This is a genomic window from Micrococcus sp. iso_229 (genome assembly GCF_058072725.1).
This window is the reverse complement of sequence record NZ_JBYRDV010000002.1, coordinates 78512-93006: the sequence shown is the minus strand read 5'-3', so window position 1 is coordinate 93006 and position 14495 is coordinate 78512. Positions and strand designations below refer to the sequence as shown.

General features: G+C 67.5%; 13 protein-coding genes. 2 read left to right on the top strand and 11 right to left on the bottom strand.

Annotated elements, in window-relative coordinates:
- Position 1 precedes the first annotated feature (1 nt).
- The 10 genes from AC3RKA_RS11695 to AC3RKA_RS11650 form a co-directional block, all read right to left on the bottom strand.
- Positions 2 to 2239 carry a heavy metal translocating P-type ATPase gene (locus AC3RKA_RS11695; RefSeq protein WP_189290202.1) on the bottom strand — a complete coding sequence of 746 codons (2238 nt, stop codon included), beginning with the start codon at positions 2237 to 2239 and terminating at the stop codon, positions 2 to 4.
- Positions 2240 to 2309: 70 nt separating this feature from the next.
- Positions 2310 to 2909 carry a YdhK family protein gene (locus AC3RKA_RS11690; protein WP_061873200.1) on the bottom strand — a complete coding sequence of 200 codons (600 nt, stop codon included), beginning with the start codon at positions 2907 to 2909 and terminating at the stop codon, positions 2310 to 2312.
- A gap of 97 nt (positions 2910 to 3006) precedes the next feature.
- Positions 3007 to 3336 carry a ferredoxin gene (gene fdxA, locus AC3RKA_RS11685; RefSeq protein ID WP_061867617.1) on the bottom strand — a complete coding sequence of 110 codons (330 nt, stop codon included), beginning with the start codon at positions 3334 to 3336 and terminating at the stop codon, positions 3007 to 3009.
- Positions 3333 to 4568, bottom strand: a complete 1236-nt coding sequence (locus AC3RKA_RS11680; RefSeq protein WP_061873201.1) for an MFS transporter — start codon at positions 4566 to 4568, stop codon at positions 3333 to 3335. The genes fdxA and AC3RKA_RS11680 overlap by 4 nt, the downstream gene beginning before the upstream one ends.
- 45 nt (positions 4569 to 4613) lie before the next feature.
- Complete coding sequence (locus tag AC3RKA_RS11675) at positions 4614 to 5759, bottom strand: FAD-dependent oxidoreductase (protein WP_061867615.1); 1146 nt, start codon at positions 5757 to 5759, stop codon at positions 4614 to 4616.
- Positions 5760 to 5806: 47 nt separating this feature from the next.
- A complete protein-coding gene (locus tag AC3RKA_RS11670; protein ID WP_006214162.1) occupies positions 5807 to 6160 on the bottom strand; it encodes a metal-sensitive transcriptional regulator in 354 nt (117 codons plus the stop codon).
- A gap of 66 nt (positions 6161 to 6226) precedes the next feature.
- Positions 6227 to 6478, bottom strand: a complete 252-nt coding sequence (locus tag AC3RKA_RS11665) for a YHS domain-containing protein (protein ID WP_006213356.1) — start codon at positions 6476 to 6478, stop codon at positions 6227 to 6229.
- 53 nt (positions 6479 to 6531) lie between these two features.
- Positions 6532 to 8802 carry a heavy metal translocating P-type ATPase gene (locus AC3RKA_RS11660; RefSeq protein ID WP_061873202.1) on the bottom strand — a complete coding sequence of 757 codons (2271 nt, stop codon included), beginning with the start codon at positions 8800 to 8802 and terminating at the stop codon, positions 6532 to 6534.
- Between the two features lie 46 nt (positions 8803 to 8848).
- Positions 8849 to 9790 (bottom strand): DUF8832 domain-containing protein, encoded by a 942-nt coding sequence (locus tag AC3RKA_RS11655; RefSeq protein WP_061873203.1) that lies wholly within the window; start codon positions 9788 to 9790, stop codon positions 8849 to 8851.
- The gene (locus AC3RKA_RS11650) at positions 9790 to 9999 is read right to left on the bottom strand and encodes a heavy-metal-associated domain-containing protein (RefSeq protein ID WP_006213359.1); all 210 of its coding nucleotides are present in this window, start codon (positions 9997 to 9999) and stop codon (positions 9790 to 9792) included. Before AC3RKA_RS11650 ends, AC3RKA_RS11655 begins: the two co-directional genes overlap by 1 nt.
- A 625-nt stretch (positions 10000 to 10624) precedes the next feature.
- Between AC3RKA_RS11650 and AC3RKA_RS11645 the strand changes: the two genes are divergently transcribed.
- Positions 10625 to 10981 carry a hypothetical protein gene (locus tag AC3RKA_RS11645; protein WP_061873204.1) on the top strand — a complete coding sequence of 119 codons (357 nt, stop codon included), beginning with the start codon at positions 10625 to 10627 and terminating at the stop codon, positions 10979 to 10981.
- Positions 10982 to 10999: 18 nt separating this feature from the next.
- Here the strand turns inward: AC3RKA_RS11645 and AC3RKA_RS11640 are convergent, their stop codons facing one another.
- Positions 11000 to 11728: a formylglycine-generating enzyme family protein gene (locus tag AC3RKA_RS11640; RefSeq protein WP_489727611.1), complete on the bottom strand. Its 729-nt coding sequence runs from the start codon at positions 11726 to 11728 to the stop codon at positions 11000 to 11002.
- Positions 11729 to 12280: 552 nt separating this feature from the next.
- Between AC3RKA_RS11640 and AC3RKA_RS11635 the strand changes: the two genes are divergently transcribed.
- Entirely contained in the window at positions 12281 to 14494 is a 2214-nt protein-coding gene (locus tag AC3RKA_RS11635) for a type IV secretory system conjugative DNA transfer family protein (RefSeq protein ID WP_489727610.1), read from the top strand.
- The last annotated feature ends 1 nt before the right edge of the window (position 14495 follow it).

Sequence of the window (14495 nt, the reverse complement as noted above, 5' to 3'; positions counted from 1 at the left end):
CTTACTTCTGGCGCTCCAGGACGGAACGCGTGCTGGCTTCGGGTGTGAGGTCGATGCGCCGCAGCAGCTGGGCGTTGAGCGCGACAACCACGGTGGAGGCTGACATCAGGATCGCGCCGATCGACATTGGCAGGACGAGTCCCACCGGTGCGAGGATACCGGCCGCCAACGGCACCGAAAGAAGGTTGTAGCCGGCGGCCCACCACAGGTTCTGCTTCATCTTGCCGTATGCGCGTCGCGACAGCTGGATGATCGAGAGCACGCTGCGTGGGTCGGAACTGGCCAGGATCACCCCGGCCGAGGCGATGGCGACATCGGTGCCCGCGCCGATCGCGATGCCGACATCGGCCTGCGCCAGAGCCGGGGCGTCGTTGACGCCGTCGCCGACCATCGCGACCCTCTTGCCCTCTTCCTGCAGCTGGGAGACCTTCGCGGACTTGTCCTCCGGGCGCACGCCGGCGAAGACGCGGTCGATGCCGAGCTCCTTGCCGACCTCGTTCGCGACCGCCTCGGCATCGCCGGTGATCATGACGACCTCGACGCCGAGGGCGTGGAGGGCGTCGACGGCGTCGCGGGATTCTGGCCGGACCTCGTCGGCGAGCCTCAGCCCGCCGACCACCTGGCCGCCGCGGAGAACGTGCAGAATGATCGCGCCCTCGGAGCGCCATGCCTCGGCCGTGCCGACCTCGTGCTGACCGGTCTCCTCGAGCAGCCGGGGCCCGCCGACGCGGACCTCCTGGCCGGAGACGGTCGCGGTGACGCCGACGGCGGGCGAGGATGAGAAGCCGCTGGCCTGCTGGAGGGCAAGGCCCTTGTCCTTGGCGGCGGTGACGATGGCCTTGGCGAGCGGGTGCTCGCTGTCGGCCTCGGCCGAGGCAGCGAGGGCGAGGACCTGGTCGGCGTCGAGTTCGCCGGTCGGCTCGACGCCGGTGACGGTGGGCTCGCCCTTGGTCAGCGTGCCGGTCTTGTCGAACAGGACCGCGTCGACCTGCCGCATGGACTCCAGCGCCAGGCGGTCCTTCACTAGGACGCCTCCGCGGGCGGCTCGCTCGGTGGCGATGGAGACGACCAGCGGGATCGCCAGGCCGAGGGCGTGGGGGCAGGCGATGACGAGCACGGTGATGGTGCGCACGACGGCCTCGTCGGGCATGCCGATGAGCGTCCAGACGACCGCAGTGACCAGCGCCGCGCCAAGAGCGAACCAGAACAGCCAGGCCGCGGCCTTGTCGGCGATCCGCTGGGCGCGGGAGGATGAGTTCTGCGCCTCGGCGACGAGCCGGTTGATGCCGGCCAGGGCGGTGTCGTCACCGGTGGCGGTGATCTCCACCCGCAGGCCGGAGTCGGTGGCGACGGTGCCGGCGGTGACGGTCTGGCCCTCGCCGCGAGAGACCGGGCGGGACTCGCCGGTGATCATGGACTCGTCCATGTCGGCGCGGCCGTCGACGATGGTTCCGTCGGCCGGGACGCTGCCGCCGGGGCGCACGATGACCACGTCGCCCACGTCGAGGTCGGCTGGGGCCACCTTGACGACGTTCTCGCCCTCGACGCGCTCGGCCTCGTCTGGCAGCAGTGCCGCCAACGAGTCGAGCGCCGAGGTGGTCTGGGCCAGGGAGCGCATCTCGATCCAATGGCCCAGCAGCATGATGACGATCAGCAGCGCCAGTTCCCACCAGAATTCGAGCTCGTGATGGACGAGCCCGAGCGTGGCGGCCCAGGAGGCGAAGAAGGCCACCGTGATCGCCAGAGCGATGAGTAGCATCATCCCGGGCTTGCGGGACTTCAACTCGCTGACGGCACCGGTGAGGAAGGGCCTGCCGCCCCAGACGTACATGACGGTGCCCAGTGCCGCGGCGACCCAGCCCGCCCAGCCGGGGACCTCGTAGCCCAGCAGCATGGCGAACATCGGTGAGAGGGCGACCGCGGGGATGGCGATGACGAGGTTGATCCAAAACAGCCGGCGGAACTGGCCAACGTGGTCCCCGTGCCCGCCATGGCCGCTGTGATCTCCGTGCCCACCGTGCTGGGCATGCTCATCGTGGCCGCCGTGCTCGTCGAGGCCCGTGTGGCCTGAGTGCTGCCCGTGGTCCATGGCGTGGCCCTGATGCCCGGTGTGCTGACCCTCGCGCGTGCCGTGCGCATCCGCCGAGGCGTGCGCGGACACAGACCCGTGGTGATGCTCGCCGTGGGCGGGTGTATCGGTTTCGTGACCGTGGTGCTGGTGTGAGTTCGGGTCCGTCATGATTCCTCTCCTCCGTCATCGAGCCAGGCCGATTGCCGCTCACCCGGTGGCCGGGCAAGCGAACGTCGGCTCAGGACGCTGGTTGGATCTCGCTCTCGACGACCCACTTGTGGTTCGTCATCTTCATGCCGTCCGTCTCGTAGTCGACCATGTAGACCGTCTCATCGGTGGACGAAGCGATGGTGGCCTTTACGCCTTCCATGCCTTCCATGTGCTCGGCGAGCAGAGTCACCTCTGTGCCGTCGGCCAGGCGCGCGTCGCCGGCATCCTCAATTTCTTCCTGCACGACCCACTTGTGATCAGCGACGGGGTCGCCGCCACCTGCGGGCGTGTAGTTCACGGAGTACGTGTACGTGTCGAATGCGCCGGAAATCGTTGCTGTAGCCCCTTCCATGCCTTCCATGTGGTCGGCCGTGAGCTGCACCTCGGTACCGACAGGGTAGGTGGGCTCACTGGCTTCGGCGATACCCTCGGGTGCCGGTCCGCCGTCCATCGGGTGCTCCATCTCTTCATCACCGCTTTCTGCGTTGTTGCCGCCGTGGCCCTGATGCTCCTCAGTAGCCGAGGGGTCGGTCTGCTGGTTGTCGTCTGCTCCGCTGGCGCAACCGGCGAGCACGAGCGCCACTCCGAGGGCTCCCGCTGCCAGTCCTGTTCGCAGTCTCCTCTGCATGTCATTTCCTTTCATCAATATGCCTACCATATACCCCTAGGGGGTACTAGTCAAGGATTGTGTGTTGTGTCGGTATGGATCAATCGGAAGCCCCTTCTCAGAGGGTCTGCTCGTGTTGGATGGGCAATGCGGCGATGAGGGGATGGTCGAAGCCCGTCGGTCCGGTCTTCGCGGCTCCTCCGGGAGAACCCAACTCGTCGAAGAACTCGACGTTGGCCTTGTAGTAGTCAGACCATTCGTCGGGCAGGTCGTCTTCGTAGTAGATGGCCTCGACGGGGCAGACCGGTTCGCAGGCTCCGCAGTCGACGCATTCGTCGGGGTGGATGTAGAGCGAGCGTTCGCCCTCGTAGATGCAGTCGACAGGACATTCGTCGATGCAGGCGCGGTCCTTGACGTCCACGCAGGGAAGCGCGATCACGTAGGTCATGGCTGCTCCTCTCGGTCGGGTGCGGATCGGCGGTGAGAGCCGGTGGGAGGCTCGGGGAAGTCGTCAGTCTCTGCCGGGCCTGCGGCCGGGTGCGGGATGCGCAGGCGCAGGACGGTGGCGACGAGGCTGAGGGCGATGATGATCGCACCGAGGATCGTCATCGTCCCCGACAGGGTGAGCACCGGCACGAGCAATCCGGCGACGATGGTGGGCACGCCGAATGCCAGGTAGGCAACTGTGTAGATCACAGCCATCACGGCGGCGCGTTCCGACGATGCCGTGTGGGGCATGAGTGTGCGCAGTACCCCGAGGAACGCTGTGCCGAACCCGGAACCGACGATCGCGACCGAGGCGACATAGGCTGGGTAGGAACCGAGTGCGAGGGCGCCGATGCTCACTGCGGTGCCGAACGCCAGGGCACTGGTCGCATACAGGCTGATGGTGCGGGCGGAACGCCGCTGTAGGACGGAGGAGGCGGTGACTCCGGAGATCGCCAGTGCGAAGATGACGATCCCAGCTTGGGTGTGCGTGGAGCCCCCAAGCTCACTGCCGACGAGGTCGGCTCCGAGCGCAAGGAAGAGTCCGTTGGTCGCCCACCCGGCGATGATCACGGGCACTCCGGCGGTGAACATGCGGCGTAGGTGCGGTGGCACGGTGAACCGCGGACGGAGGTCGCCACGTCGTATCTGGGTCTTCGGGGCCAGTTCCGGTGTGCTCCACACGACCGTTGCCACGATGAGGAAGGCAAGCACGAGCGACCCGAAGACGGCAGTTGTCGGTTCGGAGGTGAGATCGAGGAGAAGTGCAGCACCGAGAGCCCCGGCCCCAAGGCCAATCATCGGGCCGATCGTGTTCCACAGGGCTGCGATGTTCCGATGTGACGGGGACTCGAAGTCGATCATCATCGCCGACAGCGCCGGGATCAGCAGACCCGCTGCGAGCCCTTGCAAGGCTCGGGCGACCAGGAGCGCCGCGAGGCTACCGGCGAACCAGAACATGGCCACGCTCAGCGCCAGCGCCAAAGAACCGGCGGCCACGACCGGACGTCGGCCGACGTGGTCGGAGAGTGGTCCGAGGTAGAGCAGCGCGGCCAGGAGGGTGAAGGTGTAGACCGCGAACACGAGTGTGGTGGCGACGGGGATGAGTCCGAGCCGTTCGGCGATCTGGGGGTAGAACAAGGACGGCGCGCTGGCAGCGGCCATCATGAGAATGGTCGCTGCCAGCGAGAGCACGAAGCCCCGCCGTGGGATCTGCCTAATACAGTCTCCCGCCATTGCCTATGCCCGCACGCCGTGGAGCTGCTGCCCCCACTGGTAGACGGTGCCGACTGCGTCGATGCCAGTGACGCCGACGACGATGCCGTCGGTCTCGTGGCGGACGATGAACTCCTCACCGGCTTCCAGGTGGGCGTCTGCGCCGGCTGTGTACCCGACTCCGGAGATCATCTGACCGTAGACCATTGCCATGTAAGGGCTGCGTGGCAGGTAGGCGCCCGGATCGTCGCTAATGCCGAGGTCGTGCAATGCGGCCTGCGCGGCATGCGCACCCTGTGCGGCGGCGTCTTCCCAATGGTCGATGCGCCAGGCGTCCAGTGCTTCGTCGTGGTGCGTGGCCACGCCTCCGGCTGCGTAGACGTGTTCTGCCGCGGCGCGGAGGTGATCGTCGACGTCGATACCGTTCGTCCACGGTGACGGGGCTGCGGGCGTCGTGCCGAGCGCGAGGAGAAGGAAGTCAGCCACGACGGGATTTCCGTCGTTGAGGGTGATGGTGACACCGGATTCTGTTTCGTCGACATGCTGGAGAGTGCGACCGAATCGGGCCTGCACCTTGGCGGCATGGTCGGCGGCGAGGCGCTCAGCCACGGGCGCCCCAAACGCTCCGACGCCGGGAACTGAACTGCGGGAGACCAGCGTGACCATGTGTCCGTCGGCTTGCAGAGACGAGGCTGTCTCGGCTGCGATGATTCCACCGCCGTAGATCGCTACCCGCGCGGGTCGCCCCAGTCCGGTCAGCAGCTTTCGGATGCCCAGGGCATCCTCCACGGAGTGAAGAGCGGTGACCCGCCCTTGTCCGGCGTCGTCGCCGCCGAACACGTCAGCGGGCAGGGAGCGGGGCATGCTCCCGGTCGCGACGATGAGCGCGTCGTAGGAGACTTGTGCGCCGGAGGTCAACTGGGCCTGCTTCGCCGAGGTATCGACTTTGAGCACGGTGTCGGCGATGACCTCGATCTGAGGCAGCGGGAGCTTGATCATCTCCGGCGGTGTCGGACCGAACGCGATTCCCTTGATGAGCATCCGCGTATAGGGCGTCTCCCCGGTGCGGGTCACCAGCGTCACCCGGACATCGTCGCGTGAGGCGAGAGTGCGGGCGGCTGCGGCCCCGGCTGCTCCCGATCCGAGGATGAGGACGTGCTGTGGGGTCATAGAAGAACTCCTGAACTGCTGGTCGTGATCGAACTGATGCGCCGGCGTCAGGAGCGCACGAGGCGGGCGATGGCCTCGGACGCCTCGCCGAGCCTCTGCTCGCTGACTGGTCCGCCGGCGAGTGCGGCGTCGAGGACGCAATGCTTGAGGTGATCGTCGAGCAGGCCGAGGGCGACGTTTTCGAGTGCCCTGGTGACTGCGGAGATCTGGGTGAGGATGTCGATGCAGTAGCGGTCCTCGTCGACCATCCGATCGATGCCGCGGATTTGGCCTTCCAGGCGGCGCAGGCGATTGCGGTACTTCGTCTTATCGCTGATGTATCCGTGGACGGACGCGTCGCCGTCGCCTCCTGCGGGGCAGGTGTCGAGGTGGGTTTCGGTGGTGGGAGTCGTAGTGGTCATGTCGGTTCGCTCCGATCAGGTGGCGGGGTGCCGCAGCGGTGCCGCGGCACCCCGCACGCTGGTGGATTACGCCATGTTGGCGGCGTACTTGGCTGGGTCCGAATCGAACGCGGGCCCACAGCCAGCGCAGCAGAAGTAGTAGCGCTCATCCTCGAAGTCGCGGTAGAGGCCGGCGGCCTCGGCGGTCTTCTTGCTGACCGGGGTGCCGACCATGACCGGGCAGGTGGTCATGTCATCGGCGCCCCCGCCAAGAAGGTTCTCGCGTCCACCGTTCTCCACGGCCGGGTTGGTCTCGTTCGTGCTGCAGCAGCTGCTCATTCTCTGGTGTTCCTTCGTTATTGGATTCGTGTGGATGGGTGGGTTCTCGTACGTCACTTCGAGGCGACGCTCGTGAACCCGCGCAGGCGGAGGCTGTTGCCGACGACGAAGACGCTGGAGAACGCCATCGCCGCACCTGCGAGCATGGGGTTGAGCATGCCGAGCGCAGCGACCGGGATCGCGGCGGTGTTGTAGGCGAATGCCCAGAACAGGTTGGTCTTGATCGTCGACAGGGTCTTCCTGGACAGGCGGATCGCGTCGACGGCGGCCCGCAGGTCACCGCGCACGAGCGTGATGTCGGAGGCCTCGATCGCGACGTCCGTGCCGGTGCCCATCGCGAGGCCCAGGTCGGCCTGCGCGAGCGCGGGGGCGTCGTTGACGCCGTCGCCGACCATCGCGACGATCTTGCCCTCTTCCTGGAGGCGGGTGACGACGTCGACCTTGTCCTTGGGTAGCACTTCGGCGATGACCTCGTCGATGCCGACCTCGGACGCGATCTGGCGGGCCACGGCCTCGTTGTCACCGGTGAGCAGCACCGGGGTCAGGCCGATCTCCTTGAGCCCGCGGATCGCCTCGGCGCTCGTGGGCTTGACGGTGTCGGCGACGACCAGGATGCCACGCGCAGCACCGTCCCAGCCGATCGCGACGACCGTCTTGCCCTCGCCCTCGGCCTGGGCCTTCGCCTGTGCGACCTCCGGAGAGAGCTTCTGCGACCAGTCCGCCAGCAGAGACTCGCGGCCGACGACGACCGGGGTCCCCTCGACGATGCCCTGCACGCCCTTGCCCTCGACATTGGCGAAGTCCTCTGGAGTAGGCAGCTGGCCGACTTCCTGGGTCGCGCCCTTGGCGATCGCCTGCGCAATCGGATGCTCGGAAGAGTCTTCCAGTGCACCGGCGAAACGCAGCAGCTCCGCACGATCCACACCGGGCTCAGTGATCACGTCGGTCAGAGTCATCTTGCCGCTGGTGACGGTGCCGGTCTTATCGAGCACGACGGTGTCGACCTTGCGAGTGGACTCCAGCACCTCCGGACCCTTGATGAGGACGCCCATCTGCGCACCGCGCCCGGTGCCGACGAGCAGCGCGGTCGGGGTTGCCAGACCCAGCGCGCAGGGGCAGGCGATGACGAGCACGGCGACCGCTGCGGTGAACGCGGCGGCGACGGGGAACCCGCCTCCCAGCCAGGCGCCGAGGGTGATGAACGCGACGACGATGACGATCGGCACGAAGATGCCGGAGATGCGATCGGCCAGACGCTGCACCTCGGCCTTGCCGGTCTGCGCGTCCTCGACGAGCTTCGCCATCTGTGCGAGCTGTGTGTCCGAACCCACACGAGTCGCCCGCACGACCAGGCGGCCGCCGGCGTTGACGGTGGCACCGGTGACCGAGTCGCCCTCGCGGACCTCGACCGGCACGGACTCGCCGGTGAGCATCGAGGCGTCCACCGCGGAGGAGCCGGAGGTCACGAGACCGTCGGTGGCGATCTTCTCGCCTGGACGGACGATGAACTCGTCGCCGACCGCCAGCTCAGAGGTGGGGATCTTCACCTCTACGCCGTCGCGGAGTACGGCGACTTCCTTCGCGCCCAGCTCCAGGAGGGCGCGCAGCGCGGCCCCGGCCTGGCGCTTGGATCGCTTCTCGAAGTAGCGGCCGGCGAGGATGAACATCGTCACGCCCGCGCCGACTTCGAGGTAGATGTTCGCCGCGCCATCCGACGGAGCGATCGTGAACTCGAAGGGGTGCGTCATGCCGGGAGTGCCGGCAGTGCCGAGGAAGAGCGCGTAGAGCGACCAGAGCAGTGCGACGGAGGTGCCCATCGAGATGAGCGTGTCCATCGTCGCCGCACCGTGCTTGAGGTTTGTCCACGCCGCCTTGTGGAACGGCCAAGCTCCCCAGATGATCACCGGTGCGGCCAGGGCGAGTGAGGCCCACTGCCAATACGTGAACTGCAGCGCGGGGATCATCGCCATCGCGATTACGGGAACAGTGAGCACGATCGCGCCGATCAGCCGATGCCGCAGCGAGGTGAGCTCACTGTCTTCCTCCTCCCCGGCCTCGGTCTCCGACGTGTTCGCCGTAGTGTCCTTGGGCTTGGGCAGTGCGGCCGTGTACCCGGTCTTCTCGACCTCGGCGACCAGCAGTGACGGATCGTAGCCGGCAGGCACGGTGACCTTAGCCTTCTCAGTGGCGTAGTTGACGGTGGCCGCGACGCCATCGAGCTTGTTCAGCTTCTTCTCGATCCGGTTCGCGCAGGAGGCGCAGGTCATCCCGCCGATCTCCAACTCGATGTCCGGCCCACCCGTTGGGGGCGCTGATGTGCTCATCCTCTTCCTTCTTTCTCAGCTCTCGTGCGACGCCGGGCCCTGCGGGTCAGTGGCCGTCGGAATGCGAATCGTCTGTCTTCGTGCCGTCACCATGCTCGGCGTCGATCACGAACTCGGCGGTGTGCACCTGCCCGTCGACCTGGAAGTCCAGGTAGAGCAGGTAACGGTCGGCGGTCGGGGCCTCCGCTGCGAATCCGATGTCGGGTCCGGCCGTGTCCCCGGCCTGGGGCTGGTCGCCCTCGGCGTGGACGTGCAGGTAGGCGAGGTCACCCTCGCGCAGCGCCACTAAGTGGCCGAACGCGCCCAGGTAAGGCTCCAGCGTGGTCACCGGCTGACCGTCACGCTCGACCGAGATGGTGAGCTCGCTTGAGGTGCCCGCAGTGAGGTCGCCGTTGAGGGAGACGGTGTATCCGTCGACCTCGTCGGTGGGCTGCGCCTCGGTCTCGACAGGGGTGAAGTCGCCCGCGACCTCGATTGCGCGGGTGAGAGTGATGCCTTCGGCTTCCTCGCCCGCGGGTGTGAAGTCGGCGTACACGCGGTAGGTGCCCGCCTCGTCCCAGGTCCACGGCACCGACCAGGTGCCTGTGCTCGTGTCGAGTTCGGGGTGCACGTGCTGGAAGCCGGCGCCGTCGGTGCGCACGGCGATCAGGTGCAGGTCCTTCTCGTGCGCGGTGGTGTATTCGGTCACCGGTTCGCCGGACTCGTCGAGGATCTGGAAGCTCAGGTCTCCATCCTCGCCTGCGGCCGTGGGGGCCTGGACCGGAGAGAGCACGAAGCCGTCCGCGCTTGCGGAGACCCCGTTCAGAGCGGGCTCCGCGGTTTCCTGCGCAGCGTCGCCGTGCCCTTCACCGTGTGCGTTCACGCCGCTTCCTTCTGCCCATGCTGCTGCGAAGCTATCGGGAATGACGGCGCCGGCGAGGCCGAAGGCCCCGCCGAACGCCACCACCAACCCGGCCCCGTAGAGCGCGAGCCGTCCTCCGGCCTTCATCAGACGCGCACCGCCGAGTAGCCGGCCTCCTCGACCGCCGCGAGGACCTTGGCGTCGTCGATCTCGCCCTCGGCGGTGACGTTGAGCTTGCCGGTCTGCGCGCTGACTTGGATGTCCTGGACGCCGGGGATCTCGCTGACCTCCTCGCGGATCGACATCTCGCAGTGGCCGCAGGTCATGCCCGTCACCTGGTAATCGTTCGAAGCCATCAGGTGTCCTCCTTGTATGTCGGGTTGTACGTCGGGAGTACCCCTACCGGGTACGTGTACTAGTCAAACGTATACCCATGTCAGGTATTCCGCAAGGAGGGAGGCGATCGTGTGAGCTGCATTGCGCAAGTGCTGCAAACAATGGTTGGAGCGTCCGAGGTGTGCCTTGTGGTGCACCGATGCTGCGGGGCGATCCGCTGGGTTCTGGCGCTGCGCGTCGGAGAGTAGTGACCCCTCGGCTCATCAGAACCGTGGACTGCCTTGCCGCATCGACGAAGGCAGCGAAGACTGGTACGAAACCGACTCGCGCCCAGACCCGTCAGTGAGTGGGGTCAACGCTCGGGAAGCGCGGTGCCGGAGACCCCAGGCAGGGGTCTCTGACGGTGACCCTGGTGAAGGCGCGCGGGCGCAGCAGCACGGGGACAGTCAGTGGCCGGGCCGATCCCGTGGAGGACGTCGTCACCCTCGGGGTTGTCGAGATGCAGCAAAGACTGCACGCGACTCGCCGTGAACCGTTCGGAGAGGGGGCGGGATCCGGTGTGTGAGGGAGCCTGGCCGGACGCCCCTGCCGTGCTGGGGCGGGGAGCAGGCTGGGGTATCGAGTCGACAACTCTAGGCTGTCACCGTGACCACTGTTTTAGATCACCTCCGCGCTGATGACCGCGAGCACGTCGGGTACATCGAGATGACCGACGAAGGCCTCTTCATCCCCTACGACCTCCTGCGTCGGCGATGCGGTGAACCCATGGAGTCGACCGAGGCCGAAGAACTGCTTGACACCGTCGGTTTGCAGGCGTTGGGCGAACAGTGGCTGCTTCGCACCGAGGGTGACGCATGGGTGCCCGTGGGCATCCAGGAGTTCTCACGAGAGGCCGTCACAGTGGCGCCGCGGCTCGATGACAGGGCGGTGGCCAAGGCGCCGGATCTCACCGCGACGGTGATGTTGTCGTTGCCGACGGATCGGCTCCGTTCCGCCGAATGAGGCTGGGCGGTTCCCTTCTCAGGCGAAGATCTCCCGCAAGGGTGTCCACCCCACGGGAAGCGGCCCGCAGATGGCGGCTCGTTGCCTGTCTGCCTCATGGGACCAGCCCTGAGCTTGTCCCGGGCTGCCGACCAGACCCCGGGCCAGGCGGAGTCCCACGTCCTCCAGGACGGCGTCCGGGGCGCTGCCCCGGCGCACTGAGGCGCGCACGCTCCAGGGTTCATCCGCCCAGCCACCCCCGCGCAGACTGCGGTAGTCGCCGTAGCGGGCGGGATCGGCGTAGTCCCAGCACCATTCCCAGATGTTGCCGAGCATGTCGTGCAGACCGTGCGGGTTGGCTTTCTTCATGCCGACGGGCTGGGGGCCCTCAAGGTGGTCGAGGCTGGTCCAGGCGATGTCTTCAAGCGGCCCGTAGGTGGGCGAGGTCGTTCCGGCGCGGCAGGCGTACTCCCACTCGGCCTCGGTGGGCAATCGGTACCCGTCAGCGCTCGTGTTCCAGGTAACGGAGCGTCCGTCCCCAGCACGCGTGTAGGCCGGCTGCAGCTCTTCGGCATTGGATAGCTCGTTGCAGAGGTTGATGGTCTCGAACCATGTCAGAGGCGTGAGCGGGCGTCCGGTGCTCCGGTCATGGAGGGGGTGCACGGCCATCTCGAAGGGCTCCAGTTCCACATCCCGTGTGGTCCCGCGGCGGGCGTCGCGCAGGGTGATTTTTCCCGAAGACAGGGTGGCCATGGAGGGCTGGTTCATGGTGTCAGCGTCGCACACGGGCTGACTGGAGAACCACGAGCTGCACCCGGACAGGGTTCAACTGTCAATACCTAAGTGGCTCGTGGTCGTATGAAACATATTTGCGCGTTTGTGAAATCTTCGCTGCATCTCGACAGAAGTGCGCCGGAGACGGCACCGCAGGAGTGCCGTTCAGGTGCCATAACGCGAGCGGGAAGCCCGCGGGAAGAGCGGGAGTCGAGCGCCTCCACCCATCGGGAAATCCTGAAGGACGGGGAAGAAAGAAAAGCGAGATATTGCCCTCTGGAATGGGCTGATTCGCTCGGGTTAGCCTCCTCCTCTCGACTCCGTCTCGCTGAGGAGGCTACCCGACGTGTCAAGTCCATGGAAGGGGGTACCGGGGTGATCTGCCTTCCGCATGATTGAGTTTTTACAGCAGGGGGTACCGGGAGGCGCAGAGGGTGGGGTGCGTCGGCGAGGCGGGGGGAGGGACATCGGCGGCGCGGGCGGGCCTTATGGGAAGTGAACGAGAGTCGTCGGCCCCGTCCTCGGGGCCAGAGGGTGAGGACGCAGATGAGCGTGGACATGGAGCCGCAGAGGGGTGTGGGCACGGCGCAGGCCGGCGCGCATCAGGAGGTCGACGAGGGGCTCAGGGCGCTGGCCCCTCAGCCGCAGCCGGCGAAGTTCTTCGGGATCGGATCGGGACTGGTCGCCGCCGGCGCGCTGGCCGCCGGCATGTTCGCCGCCACCGACCCGGCCCTGGCCTACGCGGTGGCCGGCGGTGGTGCCGGCGTCTCGACGGCATCCCTGGTGGTGGCCGAGCGGGCGCGGCAGCGGGCGGAGATCGCCGACCACTTCACCGAGCAGATCTGCCCGGTGATGATGATCCGCCCGCGGCCGTCCCGGGCCGCGGTGAAGCTCTCCCGCTGGCGTGGGGGGTTCATCGGCCTTCCCCAGCAGGTGCAGCTGACCTACCACGCGAGGGTGGTGCCGGACCCGGAGTGGCTGAAGTCCCTGGCCGAGGTCGCCTCGGTCAGCCTCGGGGCCAAGTACAAGGTGGAGGCCCACCTGCCGCGCAAGCGACGCGTGGTGCTCGGTGCCGTGGGGGCCGAGCAGGTGGAGAAGACCGACCCGACCGTGGACCGCGCATCCCGGGTGGTGCGGGACCTGCTGGGCGAGTCCGCCCGCGTGAAGGTCGAGCTCAACGACGACGGCGACGCGACCCGCATCGAGGTCGCCCACGAGCAGGGCAGCAACATGGCCATGGCCTCCAAGCGGCTGCGCGTGGAGCGGGTCCTGGCCACCCGCGTGCCCGGAGACTGGGTCCCGGAGTGGAACCTGGTCGAGGACACCGTCGTGTTCTCCGCCCGCGAGCCGATGCCCTCCCTGGTCCTGCCCCCGCCGGAGCACTCCCCGCTGGTGCGCACCCACGCCGACTACCGAGATTTCCAGATCCCCCTGGGTGTGGACGAGGACGGCGAGCAGCTCTCCTGGCACCCCCGCAAGCAGCCCCACATGGTGGTGGTCGGCACCACCGGCTCGGGCAAGACCGTCGTGGAGCAGAACGTCGTCCAGCGCCTGACCCAGGCCGGCTGGAAGGTCTGGGTGATCGACGGCAAGCGGATCGAGTTCATCGGCCTGCGGGACTGGCCGAACGTGGAACGGCTGGCCTCGCGCATCGAGCACCAGGTGAAGCTGATCGAGGACGCCCACGACCTGATGAACGAGCGCTATGCGCTGATCGAGGCCGGCAAGGCGACCTCCGCCGACTTCGAGCCCGTGGCCCTGATCGTCGACGAGGCCACCACGCTGCTCGAGGCCGCCGACGACTGGTGGGCCGAGGTCAAGCCCAAGGGCGGATCCTCCAAGTCCGCGGTGCTCAAGCGCCTGGGCGACATCGGCCGCCTGGGCCGCTCGGCGAAGATCCACATGCTCATAGGCCTCCAGCGCGCGGACACCCGCTTCATCTCCGGTGAGTTCCGCGACAACCTCGGAATGCGCGTGGCCATGTCCCGCCTCAGCCCCGACGGCGCCAAGATGATGTGGGACTCCTATGTGGTCGGCACCACCATCCCCCGGCACATCAAGGGCCGCGGCATGGCCCTGAACTCCGCCGGTGTGCCCGTCATGATCCAGACCATCTACGCCCCCAACCCCGACCCGGGATCCGACGACTACGACCCCCAGCGCGTCGCCGCGGTGCGCCCCCGCGAAGTCGTGCACAAGAAGATGCTGGTGGAGATCCTCGAGCCGGTCACGGTGGACCTGGACGGCAACGAGAACCCCACCAGCTACGCCGACTACATGGACGCCCGCGTCTACGAGGCCCCCGACCAGCCCCAGGTGCAGCCGGCCACCGCGCCCGCCGCCAGCGCGGCCGTCCCGGCCGGCGCGCTCGCGGCCTTGCAGTCCCTGAACACTGCTCCCGCCACTGCCGCGGTCGAGGAACGCCCGACCGGGCGACCCTCTCCGGCTGTGCTGGCCGACCCCAGCCGCCCCGTGATCGCCGAGCGCAAGCACGTGCCCTACGTGCCCGACGACGAACAGGACCTCTTCGAGGGCTACGGCGAGCCCGTCGAGTCCCCGGCCGAGGAGTTGCAGGCCGGCGACCTGATCCAGATCGACCCCGACGCCGAGACCTGGGCGGTGCTCGCCGAGGACCCCCAGGAGGACGAGGCCGGGATCTACCTGGAGTACATCGAGCGCGACACCGGGGAGGCCGGCGGCATCTCCGTGGCCGCCACCGAGATGCTGCCCACCCGCCACATCGAACACGAGGAGAACTGAG